We start from the raw sequence: 14,639 nt of genomic DNA on the forward strand, positions 1-14,639 counted from the left end.
CAGAACAAGTCAAACTTACCTACTATCATGGAAACAATGACCTCGCATGTTGACACCTGTTTCGACTGTGCAAAAGCCTGTGAAGAATGCGCTACGGCCTGTATTGAAGCAGGCGATACCGATAGCAAAGGCCACGATATGACAGCCTGTATTATGCTTTGCCGGGACTGTGCCGATCTCTGCACGCTTTGTGGGCGATTGACGGCGCGTGGATCGCAGTTTATGAAATCGTTCATGAAGGTATGTGCCGAAGCCTGCGAGGCCTGTGCTGCCGAATGCGAAAAACATGCCGATCACTTTGCCCATTGCAAAGCCTGCGCGGAAGCCTGTCGCAAATGCGCCGAAGAATGCCGTCAGATGGCGGCTTAGCAAGATTGCGTCCAGCCGGACTTCAATTCTATTGATTCCGGCTGGACGCTGGTTAACCTCGTTTAATCGAAATCAATGACTCTATTTACGCTTGTACTGACATTATTTATTCGGCTGGCCGGATCGCCGATTCTTATTGGTAGTGGTATCCATCCGTCGGTGGCGAATGATCCTGTCGGAGGAATCCATGTCGTCTATGGTCAGGGGAATGCTATTTTATATGCCTTTTCCCGTGATGGAAAAACATTCAGTAAGCCGGTTCTGGTCGATAGCCTGCCCAATCTTCAATTGGGAGCCTCGCGGGGGCCGCAGATTACTGCTACTGCTCAGAAGGTGATTGTTCTGGCTACTGATAAGCCTGGAAATGTATGGGCTTATTCGATGGACCGAAAAACGGGCAAATGGCCCAGACGTGTGCAGGTCAACGATGTAGCCGATATTGCCAAAGAAGGGTTTGTTGCACTAACTGCGAATGAGGATAATGTAATAAATGCTGTCTGGCTCGACCTGCGAGGCAATCGGCGAAACAAAATCGCAGGCTGTTATTCGACTGATGGAGGAAAAACATGGTCGCCAAACCAGATTCTGTATCAGTCGCCCGATGGTACAGTTTGTGAGTGTTGTCAGGTATCGGCTGTTAGCCGCGGGGCGCATGTGGCAATCATGTTTCGAAACTACCTGGCCGGATCGCGGGATATGTATTTGCTAGAGTCGACAGACGCTGGAAAAACGTTTGGTCAGGCTCAGAAAATTGGTGAAGGAACCTGGGAGTTGAAAGCGTGTCCGATGGATGGGGGCGGCTTGTTTATGGCTCCTGATGGAACAATTTCTACGGTTTGGCGTCGTACAAACAAGCTCTTCACGGATAAGCCGGGGCAACCGGAAAGGGAGATAGCCGAAGGTAAAAATGCCAAAATTGTATCGACCCGGAAAGGGGAGTATATCGTATTTCAGCAGGGTGCCAATGTGTTTGTGTTAGCGCCTGGTCAGTCGGAGCCACAGTTGCTTGGAAAAGGGGCGTACCCCAAAATAGCGCTTGTGCCGCCTGAACAGGTGATGGGATTTTGGGAAGCGGATGGCTCTGTTTGGGCGCAGCTCGTTCAGTAAACAGAATACAAAAACGTGATGAATAACTTAATTCTGCTAACTCTTTTCCTCGTTTCAACTGTAGGATTAGCGCAGCATCAACACCCTGAAGGGATGCCTATGCCGGATAAACCGAAGGCAGATACCGCAAACCCCACGATGGATCATGCCATGCACGAAGGAATGAAAATGGATGACAGGATGGGCACAATGGCGAATAGGAACTACGGTATGATGATGGATACCGCCATGGGCATGACGCATTCGCTGTCGCGAAATTTGCCCATGAACCGAAACGGATCGGGAACGTCGTGGCATCCCGACAATACGCCGATGTACGCCTATATGAGTCAGCCGAGCCCGAAAGGGTGGAGTTATATGCTGCACTATGCGATTTATCTGCGCTATACCAGCCAGAATGCCAATAATGTCGATAAACGGGGCCATAATCAGCAGTTGGGAGCACCAAACTGGTTTATGGGAATGGCTCAGCGAAAAGTAGGGAAACGTGGATTGTTTCAAATTCGGGCCATGATTTCGCTCGACCCACTGACGGTTAGCAATGGCGGGTATCCCCTGCTGTTCCAGACCGGGGAAAGCTACAAAGGGCAACCCCTGATCGACAAACAACATCCGCACGATCTGGTTTCGGAACTGTCGATCAGCTATAGCCATGCATTCAGCAAGGATATCGATCTCTATGGGTATGTCGGTTATCCTGGCGAACCGGCTCTGGGACCGCCTGCGTTTATGCACCGAATCTCCTCATTCAACAATCCCGATGCGCCCTTAAGCCACCATTGGCAGGATGCTACGCACATTCTGTTCGGTGTGGCAACGATAGGTTTCCGGTATAAATGGGCCAAAATTGAAGGGTCGTCATTCACGGGCCGTGAACCAGATGAGAACCGGTATAATTTTGACAAACCCCGGTTCGATAGCTATTCCTACCGGGTGTCGGTCAACCCGTCGCCGTCGTTGGCATTCCAGTTTTCGCAGGGATTTTTGCATAGTCCCGAAGAGTTGCATCCCGACGAAAATGTTACCCGAACCACGGCGTCTGTATTGCATAGTAAAGCATTCTCACCAGGTCGTTATATTACATCAGCGCTTGTCTGGGGGCGGAATAGCCACAATGGCGAGGGCGAAAATTCAATACTGGCCGAAAGCAGTTTGCAGATAGATCGGGTTGCATTTTATGGCCGCTACGAGAACGTACGGAAGTCGCTGGAAGAACTGAGCATACCGCTTTATGATGATCTGGGCGTTGATCTGCACGAAACGTTTGTCATTAACTCGCTTACGCTTGGGATGAACTATCGGCTGGCGCAGCACTTTAAATCCGATCTGGTACTCGGAGCGCAGATTACGGCAGCCCGCCCCGACCATAGCCTATTACAGAATATATACGGCAAAACACCGGTGTCGGGGGAAATTTATCTCCGCCTGAGTCCCAGCCTGATGACAATGAACAGTATGCACCGCCTGAGCGGGCACCATTCCCGTTAATTTTTTGTTTTCAACTCATAAACTTCGTACAACTATGTTTCGTAACCTGTTTCTGACTGCCCTGACGTCGTTGGTGATTTTGGGATCTGCTTTTGCCGGATCGACCGTTCGCGACGACAAAGACAAGGAAGTGAAAATTAAAACGTCGGCTATTTGCAGTATGTGCAAAGCGCGTATCGAGCGCAACCTGTCGTTTGAAAAAGGAGTCAAAGAAGCTAATCTGGATGTAAAAACCAAAGTAGTGACCATTCGCTACAACCCGGCTAAAACCGATGTGGCCAAACTAAAGGCCAACATCAGCAAAACAGGTTACGATGCCGAAGATGTACTGGCCGACGAAGTAGGCTATAACAAACTCCCAAGCTGCTGTAAAAAAGGCGGTGGAATGGATCATCAATAATGTTTTTCGTTTCATAAAAAACGCCCGACAGGTGATCCTGTCGGGCGTTTTTTATGATGAATTGCCAGTTCCGGACTAAACTTCTTCTACGTAGTCCAGATCTTTGGTAAAGGTCTCGTCGAGGTACGTCAACGCTGCAAGAGCCAATGCAATCGTTAGCAAGCCCACAACCAGGGCGCTGTAAACCGTTCCTAAACCGGGTTTTAATTGCACGAACAGGGCACTCAGGGGAATGGTTGCGCCCCGCACAAAGTTCGGCACAGTGGTGGCAACCGTGGCTCGAAGATTAGTGCCAAAAAGTTCGGCGGCAATGGTCACAAACAGCGTCCAGTAGCCATTGGCGAAGCCAAGGCAAACGCAGACAGCATAGAAAAGCGTTAAATCGGTTAGCGGCACGAGCAGATAAACGAGCATAAACGCCAGTGATAGCAGCATAAAAAGCCGAATCACTTTCTTCCGGCTTTTTAGGTACTGGCTCAAAAAACCGCTGACAATGTCGCCCAATACCTGCCCAGAAAAACTCAACATAACCGCTTTTCCGGCTGCAACGGGTTCGGTCAGACCGAGTGCTTTTCCAAGTTCGGGCGAAAAGGTAATCAGAATGCCCACTACAAACCAGATTGGCAGGCCTACCAGAATACACTGAATGTATTTGCGAAGCCGCGAACGGGAAGAAAAAAGCATCAGCACATTGCCACGGGGGAGCACTCGTTGGCGTGAGCGCGTAAAAATGCCCGACTCCAGAATATTGACCCGAAGAATCAACAGAATCAGCCCCATGCCTCCGCCTATAAAATAAGATATCCGCCAGTTGAAGAGGTCAGCAATGAAGTAAGCCAGAATGGCACCCAGAACCCCCATCGTTGCAACCAGCGTTGTGCCGTAGCCACGAATTTCTTTCGGCAGAATTTCAGTAACCAGCGTGATACCTGCTCCCAGCTCACCAGCGAGCCCGATTCCGGCTATAAAACGCAGCAGCACATACTGATCCAGCGAGGTAATAAAACCATTGGCAATATTGGCAAGCGAATAGAGCAGAATGGAACCGAACAACACCGACAGACGCCCCCGTTTATCGCCCAGAATACCCCAGAATATCCCACCAATGAGCATACCGGCCATCTGAGCATTCAGGAGCAAAATCCCTTTGCTGAGTAATTGATCGCCATCGATCCCTAATCCTTTCAGACTGGGGACCCGGACAACACTGAACAGAAAGAGATCGTACATATCGACCAGATACCCCAGTGCTGCCACCAGCACTGGAAGTTGCAGTAATTGAGAAAGAATAGATCGATTCGGGGGCAACGGTTCAAGAGTAGAGAGGGGCTTCATCGATTAAGGGATTATCGTTTCTGGTTTATTGTTTTTGGGTAGAGGAGCCATACCTGAAACAGTAAACCAGAAACTACTTAGGGCATTACACCTTTTCGGGAACAACAAACGGTGCCCGATACTTACGGGTAAGCATCTGATTCGCTTCCTTGTCGCCGACGAATACTTCGTTTTTCGGATCGAAATGCAGGGTTCGGCCTAAGCGGTAGGCGATGTTGCCGAGGTGGGCAATGCCCGACGCCAGGTGTGCCGTTTCGACCGGGCCGTTTTGTTTTGATTTATCCCGCGACCGGACGCATTCGATGAAGTTTGCATAGTGGTCTCCACCGGCTTTGCGGGCTGGTCCGGGTGTACGTTCGCGACCCAGAAAGGTTTTGTAGTCGTCGTAGCCGTTAATGACCATGTAGCCTTTATCGCCATAAAACAGGTTGCCAATTTCTACGCCATCTTCTTTGTTGGTCATCCAGGGGCGCACTTCAAACTGAATTACCTTGCCTTCTTTGGGGTATTTGTAGACCGAGGTGAGCGTTTCGGGCGTTTCCTTGCAGTCCTTCCACAAAAATTTGCCGCCTGACGACGTGATTTCTTCGGGTAGACCTACATTGAGCCCCCACATGCAAAGGTCGGTTTCGTGAATACCCTGATTACCAATATCGCCATTGCCATAGTCCCAGAACCAGTGCCAGTTGTAGTGAACGTAGTTTTTGCTAAACTCTTTCTCCTGCGCCGGACCTTGCCACATATTCCAGTTCAGTTCGGCCGGAACAGGTGATTTGCCCTGATCGCCAATATCAGGACGCCATTTGAACACCAGTCCGCGCGCCATATACACATTACCGATCAGCCCATCGCGCAGGTGCTGAACCGCTTCCTGAATGGCGGCCGAACTTCGCAACTGTACGCCATGCTGTACAATTCGGTTATAGCGATGGGCTGCTTCGACCAGTTTACGGCCTTCGTGCAGATTATGTGCGCCTGGTTTTTCGACATATACGTCTTTCCCTGCCTGACAAGCCCAGATAGCCGCCAGTGCATGCCAGTGGTTCGGAGTGGCAATGCTCACGGCATCAATATTTTTATCATCATAAACCTGACGTAAATCGCCCACGGTCTGCACTTTCCGATTGTATTTCTTTTCAAAATCAGCAGCGCGTTCCTGAAGCACGTTGTTGTCGACATCGCAGAGCGTAACTACTTCAACGTCCTTCTGTTTCGAAAACCCCTGAATATGATCTTTACCCCGACCATTGACTCCGATAACGGCCACCCGTACACGGTCGTTTGCACCAAAGGCATGGGCCGGAATATAGGTTGGTAAGCCAATTACTGCTAATGAGCCCAGGGCTGCGGATTTGATAAACTCTCTTCTGGATTCGTTTTGACTGTCCATGAGGGATTGGAGGATTTAGGGTATGTAAGAGATTTGTGGTATTCGGTTTATGGTTTTCGGTCGCGCTGCCTCGATGAGATGTATACTAATTGGCGAAGCAACCGTAAACAGAAACCGAATACCGTAAACCATATACTGAACAAAGAGTAAAAAGGACTAAAACTAATTAGAATCGGATGCTGATTATCAAAATCTTAGAGCCTGGGTATAGTCAGGCCACCATCAATCATAATAACCTGGCCAGTTGAATAGGGGAAGTCGCCCCGTGCGAGAGCCGCAACGGCGCGACCAACGTCGTCGGGCAGGCCCCAGCGTTTCTGGACACATAGCCCGTCGGCAATCAGTTTATCGTATTTGGCCGTAACTCCGGCCGTCATATCGGTTTGAATAATGCCGGGCCGGACTTCATAAACCGGAATGTCGAATTCGCCCAGTCGGGCGGCAAACAACTGTGTGGCCATACTTAAACCAGCTTTGGCCACACAATATTCGCCCCGGTTTAGGGAAGCTACCGTAGCCGAAACCGACGAAATGTTAACAATATAGCCCTTGAAATCAGGATCATTCTGTTTCTGTTCGATCATCCAGTTGGCAACGGCCTGCGTCAGGAAATAGGCACCCTGCAAATTGGTCGACAGCACGTGCTGGAAACTTTCTTCCGTTGCTTCCAGTATGTCCCGCCGTTCTTTCGGCGTTACGCCAGCATTATTGACCAATACATTCAGCCGACCAAAACGTGCTTTTATGGTTTCGAGCATAGCCATTCGGTCGTCGCGGGAGGCAATGTCGCCGGGGCAGTAGAGCACCTCCGCGCCTAATGCCCGTAAGCTGTCCAGTGCCTCAGTCACCAGTGCTTCGGGCCGCACGCCATTGATGGCCAGATCGAATCCGGCTTTGGCCAGTTGCTCGGCAATACCGTATCCAATTCCCCGGCTACCACCTGTTATGAATGCGATGTTCTTCACAGTTGGTCTTTTATGGTTTTAAGCTCTTCGGCTTCAGGGCTCTTTTTGTAGAGCGGATCTAACGGATAGCAGCCCGAAATGAGTCCATTACGAGGGGCTGTTGTGCAATCGGAAAACGTTCGGCAAATATGGTTGCGGACCAGCGCCCGACCGGCAAGCATATCGGCGGGCATCGTCGGATACGACAGAACCATACGTCCGAATCCTATACTATCAGCCATTCCGTTTCGCAGCACATACTGAGCGACATTAGGTAGCCATTCCTGCAAATACGAATAGCCCGAGCCAATAATTACGAGTTCGGGGAAAGCCTGTTTTAGTTCGTAGGTAACGTCGATTTGTCGTTTAACGCCCAGCAGTGGATCTTCTGGCGGCAAGTAACCATCCGAAGGCGGAAACAGAGCCGGACGCATCAGATGCGGATTATAATAGGGACTACCGCCCGTAATGCATACCAATTGAATGCCCAGCGATTGCGCCAGCGACAAAAACGCTTTCGTCTCGGTCAGGTCGGGGCCTAAGCCGGTGGTTTGGCCACCAAAGGCAAACGGATACTCTTCGGCTGTTTCGGGAATACCTGTTCCGGTCGGCCCTTTCTTGAACGGAAGCATATCAAACGCGCTCAGCCGAATGCCAATTCCCAGCCCTGGGGCTGCCTGCCGAATACCTGCCACAATATTCCGCAGATAGCGTGTTCGATTCTCAAATGAACCTCCATAACGCCCTTCGCGACAGACCGCACTCAGGAACTCATGGCCAAGATAACCGTGGCAGTGTTTGACATCTACAAAGTCGAAACCGGCTTTCTGGGCCAGAACGGCTGCTTCAACGTACTGGGCAATAATCTGGTCGATTTCGTCATCCGTTAGAACTGGATAATCGGCTGGCATACCAAATTTACTGTTCAGAAACGGATGGCTGTAGAGAATTTTCGACTCAAATGCCTTGTGGCTTTTGGGTTTACAAAACCGCCCGGAGTGGGTAAGCTGCAAACCAATTACCAAATCGTCGGTAGTACCGAATGCGTTGGTATGTTCGTTAAGAATTAGCTGCCTCAGATCGACAAAGTCAGAAAAGGTGTCCGTGTTCAGAACCAACTGATTAGGGTTTGCTTTTCCGGCATGACAAACGGCAACGGCCTCGCAGCCAAAGAGCAGTTTGGCGCCACTGATGGCGAATTTTTTCCATCGATTTCGCGTAAAATCTGTCGGGCGGCCATCGGTAGTACCGTCCCAGCCTTCCATCGGCAAAATGCAAAGACTGTTGCCAATTGTTTTTCCAGATTTTAGCTGAATTGGCCGGTTAAACGGGGTCTCGCCAGGTGGCAATACCGTCTTGTCAAACGGCAACTCGATGTCGTTTGTCTCCAGATAGGTGCGCAGGTCAGCCGCTGTTTTTAGCTGAGCCATGCGAGGGTAGGCGGGTTTATATTTCTCGCTCATTGGAATTCATACGGTCAAACGATTGGCGATCCGATTGAAAAACGTGTAGTAAGGCTCATTGCGAATGATGCGTTGCAGATAAAGCGCCACTTCGCGGATATGATAGTCGCCCCACATACTCGATTCGCCATAGGCAATCTTACTGCCGGGTGGCACATAATCCCAGCCATTTGGCTGATGATAAATCGAATGCAGCAGCAATCCCTGATGAACAGGGTTGGTGCTTAGATAGGGTTCGTCGAGTAGGGTGTTCACTACGGTCAAACCAGCCTGCCAGTAGCGTTTCCCGGCTTCTGTATCGCCTTGTTTGGTTAAATATTTCCCCAGACGCAGAAGTCCCTGAGCACCAATAGCCGCTGCCGAGCTATCGACTGGCTCGAAATCGTTGAATGGATCGGCCGGGTAATTCAGATAATCGCCCAAACGGTGAAGATTAGGTGCGCCCGTATCCCAATACGGAACGCCATCGGTAGGCGTATGCTCGATAAAAAAATCGCAGGTGGCCGTAGCCGCTTTGAGCATATAGGCTTCAATGGCAGCGCGTCCACCAAACGGTTCCAGTTCGGAGTCGTTGCGGGTGGAGAGCCATTCGAGTTCTTCGGCGAAACCGCACATAGCCCAGGCCAGACCGCGTGTCCAGGTTGTGAAACCCGAATAGCCCTGTTGTGAATTCGGGCAACGGAAATTGCCATCTTTTGTGTTGAACACACTTTCGTGAGCGGTTCGCCCCCAGATATCATACGTATCGCGTTCTTCGCCATAGAAAACCGAATAGTCGGCCGTGGCTTTCATATGCTGTAGGGCTCGTTCGAGCAAGTTTATTTTCACATCGCCTTCACCCTGAAAAGTATGACCCAGCGCATAACTTAGCACCAGCGCCCGACAGGAACGAATGGTATCGACAAATAACGAATGGGGGCCATTGAAGGAACTGATGAAACCGCCAGTTTTGATCGTTGTCCAGCGGCTGGCCTGAACCGCACCAGAAATTTTCAGGGCCAGTTCGTAGAAGTTTTTCTCCCACTCATTGTGTGGTATTCGGCCTTCGTGCATCAACCGGAGCAGGTTGCCATAGGTACTGACGTTATTGAAGCCGTGGTCGTGTACACCAACATGGCTGATGTGAGGAGCCATTAGACTTAGCGTTTTCTGACGCCCAATTGCCAGAAAATCGGTGTCGTTAGTTGCGTCGAACTGTACGATTGCCGATCCAAACTGAAAGCCCTGTGTCCATTCTGTCCAGCCACGGGTTGTGTATTTGCCAGCTGCGGTGAAAACGGGAGAGCCATTTGTAATGTCGTATTCGGATTCAATAAGGTGAATTTTCTGGCCTGAGAGTTCCCAGAAACGATCAAGTTTTGTAGTAAGGTCGGTAGGTTGTACTGAGTAGTCAATCTGCATACGGTAGGGAAATCCGTGGGTTTAGGATAAACGAGTAGGTCGTTGTTCCTTTAAAGAAGCAGATTGGAAATGACTACTATAATTCGGATGAAAATGTTCTGGTAGAGTTCTTCTGCAACTGTATTGCGGACGAACGTAACGCAAAACGGGGACAGTATCTGAAGAATGATTTGAACAAAACGGGAGTAAAACCGTAGTTTGTAGATCAATAGTCAATGCCGCTCAATGATCTACGAACACGCACTCGATTTTGCGCAACAACTCGACCACGCTGATCCGCTTCGGCAGTTTCGCGACCGTTTTTATATTCCTCAGCACGCAGGCAAACCAGTAGTTTATTTATGTGGTAATTCGCTGGGGTTACAACCTAAATGTGCTCGCGAAGTGCTAAATCAGGAACTGAACACTTGGCAGAATCTGGGTGTGGAAGGTTGGTTTGAGCAGCGTGAGGGGGCTGAACAGTCCTGGTTGAGCTATCATAAATCCTGTAAAGAATCGTTGGCCCAGATTGTAGGGGCAGAGCAAGTGGAAGTTTGTCCGATGAATGCTCTTACCGTAAATCTGCATCTGCTGCTTGCTTCTTTTTATCAGCCTACGGATAAAAAAAACAGAATTCTGACCATTGCCGGTGATTTTCCATCCGACCAGTATGCACTCGAAACGCATATAAAACACCGGGGTTTGTCGCCTTCCGAGGTGCTGATTGAAATTGCTCCGCGCGCCAACGATGGACTAATTCATACGACCGATATTCAGAACGCGATTGCCGAACATGCCGATTCGCTGGCGCTGATCTGGATGAGTGGCCTCAATTACTACACCGGACAGGTCTATACCATGGATGCCATTACGCAGACGGCCCGGCACTATTGTGTGCCCATTGGCTTCGATCTGGCTCACGCTATAGGCAACGTACCCTTACGACTCCATGAATGGGGAGTCGATTTTGCAACCTGGTGTTCATATAAATACTTAAATGGCGGACCAGGGGCGGTTTCGGGGATATTTGTGCATCAGAAACATCACGACCAGCATTTGCCACGACTGGCGGGTTGGTGGGGCTATCGCGAAGATCGTCGTTTTGAGATGACGCCCGGTTTTTTGCCAGATACCGGTGCCGATGGCTGGCAGGTCAGTACGCCCAATATTCTGGCTTTGGCAGTGCATCGTGCCGCAATCGCTATTACGGCCGAAGCCGGTATAGTGGCATTACGTCAAAAAAGTGAACACCTGACTGGTTTTCTGGAATACATACTGACACCCTTCGATAAAATTCAGATTCTAACTCCCGACGACCCGAACCAGCGAGGATGCCAGTTGTCGCTGTTAGTGCGTAAAAATGGCAAAGCGCTGTTCAACTACTTGACTCAACAAGGCATTATTGGCGACTGGCGCGAACCCGATTGCATCCGTCTGGCTCCAACACCGCTCTACAATACGTTCGAAGAGATTTGGCAGGTTGGTGAGGTTTTAAAGAGATTCTACGCTTCCTGATTGAACGTAATGTTGCGTTTCAGACCGTCTAATTTGGTTCGTTTTACGGCCGAGCGCCGGAATACTTCCCGAAACACCTCTTCGGTAATTTCTTCCCAATCGGTTTTTGTGAACGTAGCTAAATCGGGATGCAGATCGAAGGCAGGAGTCTGGTGCGGGCGGGCAAACCGGTTCCAGGGACAGACATCCTGGCAGATGTCGCAGCCAAATATCCAGTTCTTGAATTTGCCCCGAACGTCTTCTGGAATAGCTTCCTTTAGTTCTATCGTAAAATACGAAATACACTTGCTGCCATCGACCACATAGGGCCCAACAATGGCGTCGGTGGGGCAGGCATCGATACAGCGAGTGCAGGTGCCACAATAGTCAGTAATAGGGCCGTCGGGTTCGAGTTCCAGATCGAGAATAAGCTCACCAATAAAGAAAAATGAACCGATCTCGCGATTGATCAGATTCGTATGTTTTCCTATCCATCCCAGTCCTGCCCGTTTAGCCCAGGCTTTATCCATAACCGGAGCTGAATCTACAAACGCGCGGCCACCAACTTCGCCAATTTCTTTGTGAATAAAGGCCAGCAGATCTTTCAGTTTGTCTTTTATAACAAAGTGATAATCTGTGCCATACGCATATTTAGAGAGTTTGTAGTCGTCGCTGGCTTCCGGTAGCGTTTGTTCGGGATAATAGTTAAGCAGTACCGTAATGACGGACTTCGCATCGTCGACCAGCAAACGCGGATCGAGCCGTTTGTCGAAGTGGTTAGCCATGTAATTCATCTGGCCGTGCATACCATTCTTTAGCCAGATTTCCAGCCGTGAAGCCTCATCTTCCAGAAAATCAGCCTTTGCTATACCACAAAAATCGAAGCCCAATTCACGGGCTTTTGCTTTGATAAGGTTGGCGTATCGACCAGCCACTGTATGCATACAATCAGGATTTTGTCAATTGTCATCAGATCGTTGTTGCAAACTGCATCCACCAACGACGAATGACCAATGATAAATGACTGAATCAATTTTATATAAGAACGTTTACCACATCTTTTTAAATCCAGTTAATCGGTTAAATCCCAAAAATCCTGGCTCGGATAATGTCAAGTTGGCAGGAAATGCGGTTTTGGCCGGTCTTTTGCCCATCTTTGCATATGAATTTCTGGAAGCGAAATAGAAGCTCATCAATGGAAAATAAAGACATTTTGGACGATCAATCGTCTGCGAATACGCAACAACCTGACAACCTGGCAAGTGAAGAGACTGTAACGGTCAATGGTGGAGAACCAGAAGAAACTCCCGAAACGGCTTCGGCAGAAGGGTTTGTCGCTGAAACCGACCGGATAGGTAGCGAACTTGCTGAACTTAAAGATAAATACCTCCGTTTGTACGCTGACTTCGAGAACTTTCGTCGGCGCACAGCCAAGGAAAAACTAGAGTTGATTGGCAATGCCAATGAAGGACTGCTTCAGGCGTTGATTCCGGTTGTCGACGATTTTGAACGGGCCATGCAATCGATGGAAACTGCCGAAGACGTTGCTGCGGTGAAAGAAGGCGTGTCGCTGATTTATAACAAGTTGTTCAAGACACTGGAAAATAAAGGACTCAAACCGATGACGTCGAAAGGCGAACCTTTCAACGCTGATTTGCACGAGTCTGTGACGCAATTTCCTGCGCCCAGCGACGACCTGAAAGGCAAAGTTATTGACGAAATCGAGAAAGGATACTATCTGAATGACAAGGTCATTCGGTTTGCAAAAGTGATTGTTGGAAGCTAAAATAGTAAAGAGTGTAGAGTGAAAAGTGAAGAATAAAGAAACATGCACTTGTCCTTATTCTTCACTTTTCACTCTACACTCTTCGCTAAACAGATATGGCAACGAAGCGCGACTATTATGAAATATTGGGCGTTGACAAAAACGCTACACCGGAGGAATTAAAGAAGGCCTATCGAAAGATGGCTATCAAATATCACCCCGACAAAAACCCTGACGATCCTACTGCTGAAGAAAAGTTTAAGGAGGCTGCCGAAGCCTACGACGTTCTGAACGACCCGCAAAAGAAAGCTCGTTACGATCAGTTTGGGCATGCGGGTGTAGGTGGTGCTGCCGGAGGGTATGGCGCTGGCGGGCCAACCATGGAGGATATTTTTAGCCAGTTTGGCGATGTCTTTGGCGATGATTCTCCATTTGGGAGCTTTTTCCGTGGAGCAGGTGGCGGTGGTCAGCGGCAGCGCGTGCGTCGGGGTTCCGATCTGCGCATTAAACTGAAGCTAAACCTACAGGAAGTTGCCAATGGTGTTGAGAAAAAAATAAAAGTTAAGCGCCACGTTACCTGTAACACCTGTGGTGGCAATGGGTCTAAAAACGGTACGGCCGTTCAGACCTGTACGACCTGCAATGGAACCGGCCAAACCCGCAAAGTCGTCAATACAATGCTTGGACAGATGGTTTCGACCAGTACCTGCCCAACCTGTAATGGCGAAGGTAAAATTGTTACCGATCGCTGCGACGCTTGCTTTGGCGAAGGTCGTGTTTTGCAGGAAGATGTGATTCCTATCAAGATTCCGGCTGGTGTTGCCGAAGGTATTCAACTATCGGTGGGTGGCAAAGGCAATGTGCCCCCACGCGGAGGTGTTGCTGGCGATTTGTTAATTGTTATTGAGGAAGAGGAAGATGCCGATCTGAAACGCGATGGTAATAACGTGGTCTTTGATCTGTATGTGAGCTTCATCGATGCAGCTATTGGGACCAATGTTGAAGTTCCAACCATTGACGGGAAAGCCCGAATCACGCTCGATGCCGGTACGCAGAGCGGTAAGATTCTACGCCTGAAAGGTAAAGGCATTAAGGAACTGAATGGTTATGGCCGGGGCGACCAACTTGTACACATTAACGTCTGGACACCGAAAGTGCTATCGGCCGAAGAGCGGTCACTACTTGAAAAGCTACGTACTTCGCCGAATTTCCAGCCAAAGCCAAACAAAAACGAGAAAGGCTTCTTCGATAAGATGAAGGACTTTTTCCACGGTTAAGTACTGAGCAAAAGCGGTTACTAACCCGATACATAATAAATGCACAAATCAGCCCCGAAAGGGGCTTTTTTGTTGTGAATTCCTTATTTACAGGGCTGTACATGAAAGAATGGGTAGGGTAAGACCACCAGTCTATCAATTGCATCTGGAAGAAAAATCCAGCCTGCGTTATTTCAGAAAAGAAACAATATGCTAACCTTCCAGTATAGGCAGATAAAGCCTAACTG

Annotated in this window: 13 protein-coding genes; 7 read left to right on the forward strand and 6 right to left on the reverse strand. The window is 49.3% G+C overall.

Translation table 11 applies throughout. The features are described from left to right. The first annotated feature begins 27 nt into the window (after positions 1–27). From WBJ53_RS12700 to WBJ53_RS12715, 4 genes are all read left to right on the forward strand, one after another. Entirely contained in the window at positions 28–369 is a 342-nt protein-coding gene (locus WBJ53_RS12700) for a four-helix bundle copper-binding protein (RefSeq protein ID WP_338876498.1), read from the forward strand. A 75-nt stretch (positions 370–444) separates the two neighbouring features. Beyond that, a complete protein-coding gene (locus WBJ53_RS12705; RefSeq protein WP_338876499.1) occupies positions 445–1,476 on the forward strand; it encodes a sialidase family protein in 1,032 nt (343 codons plus the stop codon). Between the two features lie 18 nt (positions 1,477–1,494). After that, on the forward strand, positions 1,495–2,964 hold the full coding sequence (locus WBJ53_RS12710; protein WP_338876500.1) for a hypothetical protein: 1,470 nt from the start codon (positions 1,495–1,497) through the stop codon (positions 2,962–2,964). A gap of 34 nt (positions 2,965–2,998) precedes the next feature. Continuing rightward, on the forward strand, positions 2,999–3,364 hold the full coding sequence (locus WBJ53_RS12715) for a heavy metal-associated domain-containing protein (RefSeq protein ID WP_338876501.1): 366 nt from the start codon (positions 2,999–3,001) through the stop codon (positions 3,362–3,364). 75 nt (positions 3,365–3,439) lie between these two features. Here the strand turns inward: WBJ53_RS12715 and WBJ53_RS12720 are convergent, their stop codons facing one another. The 5 genes from WBJ53_RS12720 to WBJ53_RS12740 form a co-directional block, all read right to left on the reverse strand. Continuing rightward, a complete protein-coding gene (locus WBJ53_RS12720; protein WP_338876502.1) occupies positions 3,440–4,699 on the reverse strand; it encodes an MFS transporter in 1,260 nt (419 codons plus the stop codon). Positions 4,700–4,784: 85 nt separating this feature from the next. After that, complete coding sequence (locus tag WBJ53_RS12725) at positions 4,785–6,089, reverse strand: Gfo/Idh/MocA family oxidoreductase (RefSeq protein ID WP_338876503.1); 1,305 nt, start codon at positions 6,087–6,089, stop codon at positions 4,785–4,787. A 194-nt stretch (positions 6,090–6,283) separates the two neighbouring features. Beyond that, a complete protein-coding gene (locus WBJ53_RS12730) occupies positions 6,284–7,054 on the reverse strand; it encodes a 3-ketoacyl-ACP reductase (RefSeq protein ID WP_338876504.1) in 771 nt (256 codons plus the stop codon). After that, positions 7,051–8,496 carry an NADH:flavin oxidoreductase gene (locus tag WBJ53_RS12735; protein ID WP_338876505.1) on the reverse strand — a complete coding sequence of 482 codons (1,446 nt, stop codon included), beginning with the start codon at positions 8,494–8,496 and terminating at the stop codon, positions 7,051–7,053. The genes WBJ53_RS12730 and WBJ53_RS12735 overlap by 4 nt, the downstream gene beginning before the upstream one ends. Positions 8,497–8,502: 6 nt before the next feature. Further along, complete coding sequence (locus WBJ53_RS12740) at positions 8,503–9,897, reverse strand: glycosyl hydrolase (protein ID WP_338876506.1); 1,395 nt, start codon at positions 9,895–9,897, stop codon at positions 8,503–8,505. 225 nt (positions 9,898–10,122) lie between these two features. On the opposite strand from WBJ53_RS12740, the gene kynU reads away from it, so the two are divergent. Further along, positions 10,123–11,391 (forward strand): kynureninase, encoded by a 1,269-nt coding sequence (gene kynU / locus WBJ53_RS12745; protein WP_338876507.1) that lies wholly within the window; start codon positions 10,123–10,125, stop codon positions 11,389–11,391. On the opposite strand, the gene queG is transcribed toward kynU, so the two are convergent. Beyond that, positions 11,379–12,314: a tRNA epoxyqueuosine(34) reductase QueG gene (queG, locus tag WBJ53_RS12750; protein ID WP_338876508.1), complete on the reverse strand. Its 936-nt coding sequence runs from the start codon at positions 12,312–12,314 to the stop codon at positions 11,379–11,381. The two genes, kynU and queG, sit on opposite strands and share 13 nt — an antisense overlap. Before the next feature lie 251 nt (positions 12,315–12,565). Between queG and WBJ53_RS12755 the strand changes: the two genes are divergently transcribed. Beyond that, positions 12,566–13,156: a nucleotide exchange factor GrpE gene (locus tag WBJ53_RS12755; RefSeq protein WP_338876509.1), complete on the forward strand. Its 591-nt coding sequence runs from the start codon at positions 12,566–12,568 to the stop codon at positions 13,154–13,156. Between the two features lie 95 nt (positions 13,157–13,251). After that, positions 13,252–14,412: a molecular chaperone DnaJ gene (dnaJ, locus tag WBJ53_RS12760; protein WP_338876510.1), complete on the forward strand. Its 1,161-nt coding sequence runs from the start codon at positions 13,252–13,254 to the stop codon at positions 14,410–14,412. The last annotated feature ends 227 nt before the right edge of the window (positions 14,413–14,639 follow it).

Source organism: Spirosoma sp. SC4-14 (assembly GCF_037201965.1).
In the GTDB taxonomy this organism is placed as follows: Bacteria; Bacteroidota; Bacteroidia; order Cytophagales; family Spirosomataceae; genus Spirosoma.

Excerpts from the sequence above, each read along its gene's own strand:
- WBJ53_RS12700 (WP_338876498.1), top strand. The coding sequence starts at position 28 with ATGGAAACAATGACCTCGCATGTTGACACCTGTTTCGACTGTGCAAAA.
- WBJ53_RS12705 (WP_338876499.1), top strand. The coding sequence starts at position 445 with ATGACTCTATTTACGCTTGTACTGACATTATTTATTCGGCTGGCCGGA.
- WBJ53_RS12710 (WP_338876500.1), top strand. The coding sequence starts at position 1,495 with ATGAATAACTTAATTCTGCTAACTCTTTTCCTCGTTTCAACTGTAGGA.
- WBJ53_RS12715 (WP_338876501.1), top strand. The coding sequence starts at position 2,999 with ATGTTTCGTAACCTGTTTCTGACTGCCCTGACGTCGTTGGTGATTTTG.
- WBJ53_RS12720 (WP_338876502.1), bottom strand. The coding sequence starts at position 4,699 with ATGAAGCCCCTCTCTACTCTTGAACCGTTGCCCCCGAATCGATCTATT.
- WBJ53_RS12725 (WP_338876503.1), bottom strand. The coding sequence starts at position 6,089 with ATGGACAGTCAAAACGAATCCAGAAGAGAGTTTATCAAATCCGCAGCC.
- WBJ53_RS12735 (WP_338876505.1), bottom strand. The coding sequence starts at position 8,496 with ATGAGCGAGAAATATAAACCCGCCTACCCTCGCATGGCTCAGCTAAAA.
- WBJ53_RS12740 (WP_338876506.1), bottom strand. The coding sequence starts at position 9,897 with ATGCAGATTGACTACTCAGTACAACCTACCGACCTTACTACAAAACTT.
- kynU (WP_338876507.1), top strand. The coding sequence starts at position 10,123 with ATGATCTACGAACACGCACTCGATTTTGCGCAACAACTCGACCACGCT.
- queG (WP_338876508.1), bottom strand. The coding sequence starts at position 12,314 with ATGCATACAGTGGCTGGTCGATACGCCAACCTTATCAAAGCAAAAGCC.
- WBJ53_RS12755 (WP_338876509.1), top strand. The coding sequence starts at position 12,566 with ATGGAAAATAAAGACATTTTGGACGATCAATCGTCTGCGAATACGCAA.
- dnaJ (WP_338876510.1), top strand. The coding sequence starts at position 13,252 with ATGGCAACGAAGCGCGACTATTATGAAATATTGGGCGTTGACAAAAAC.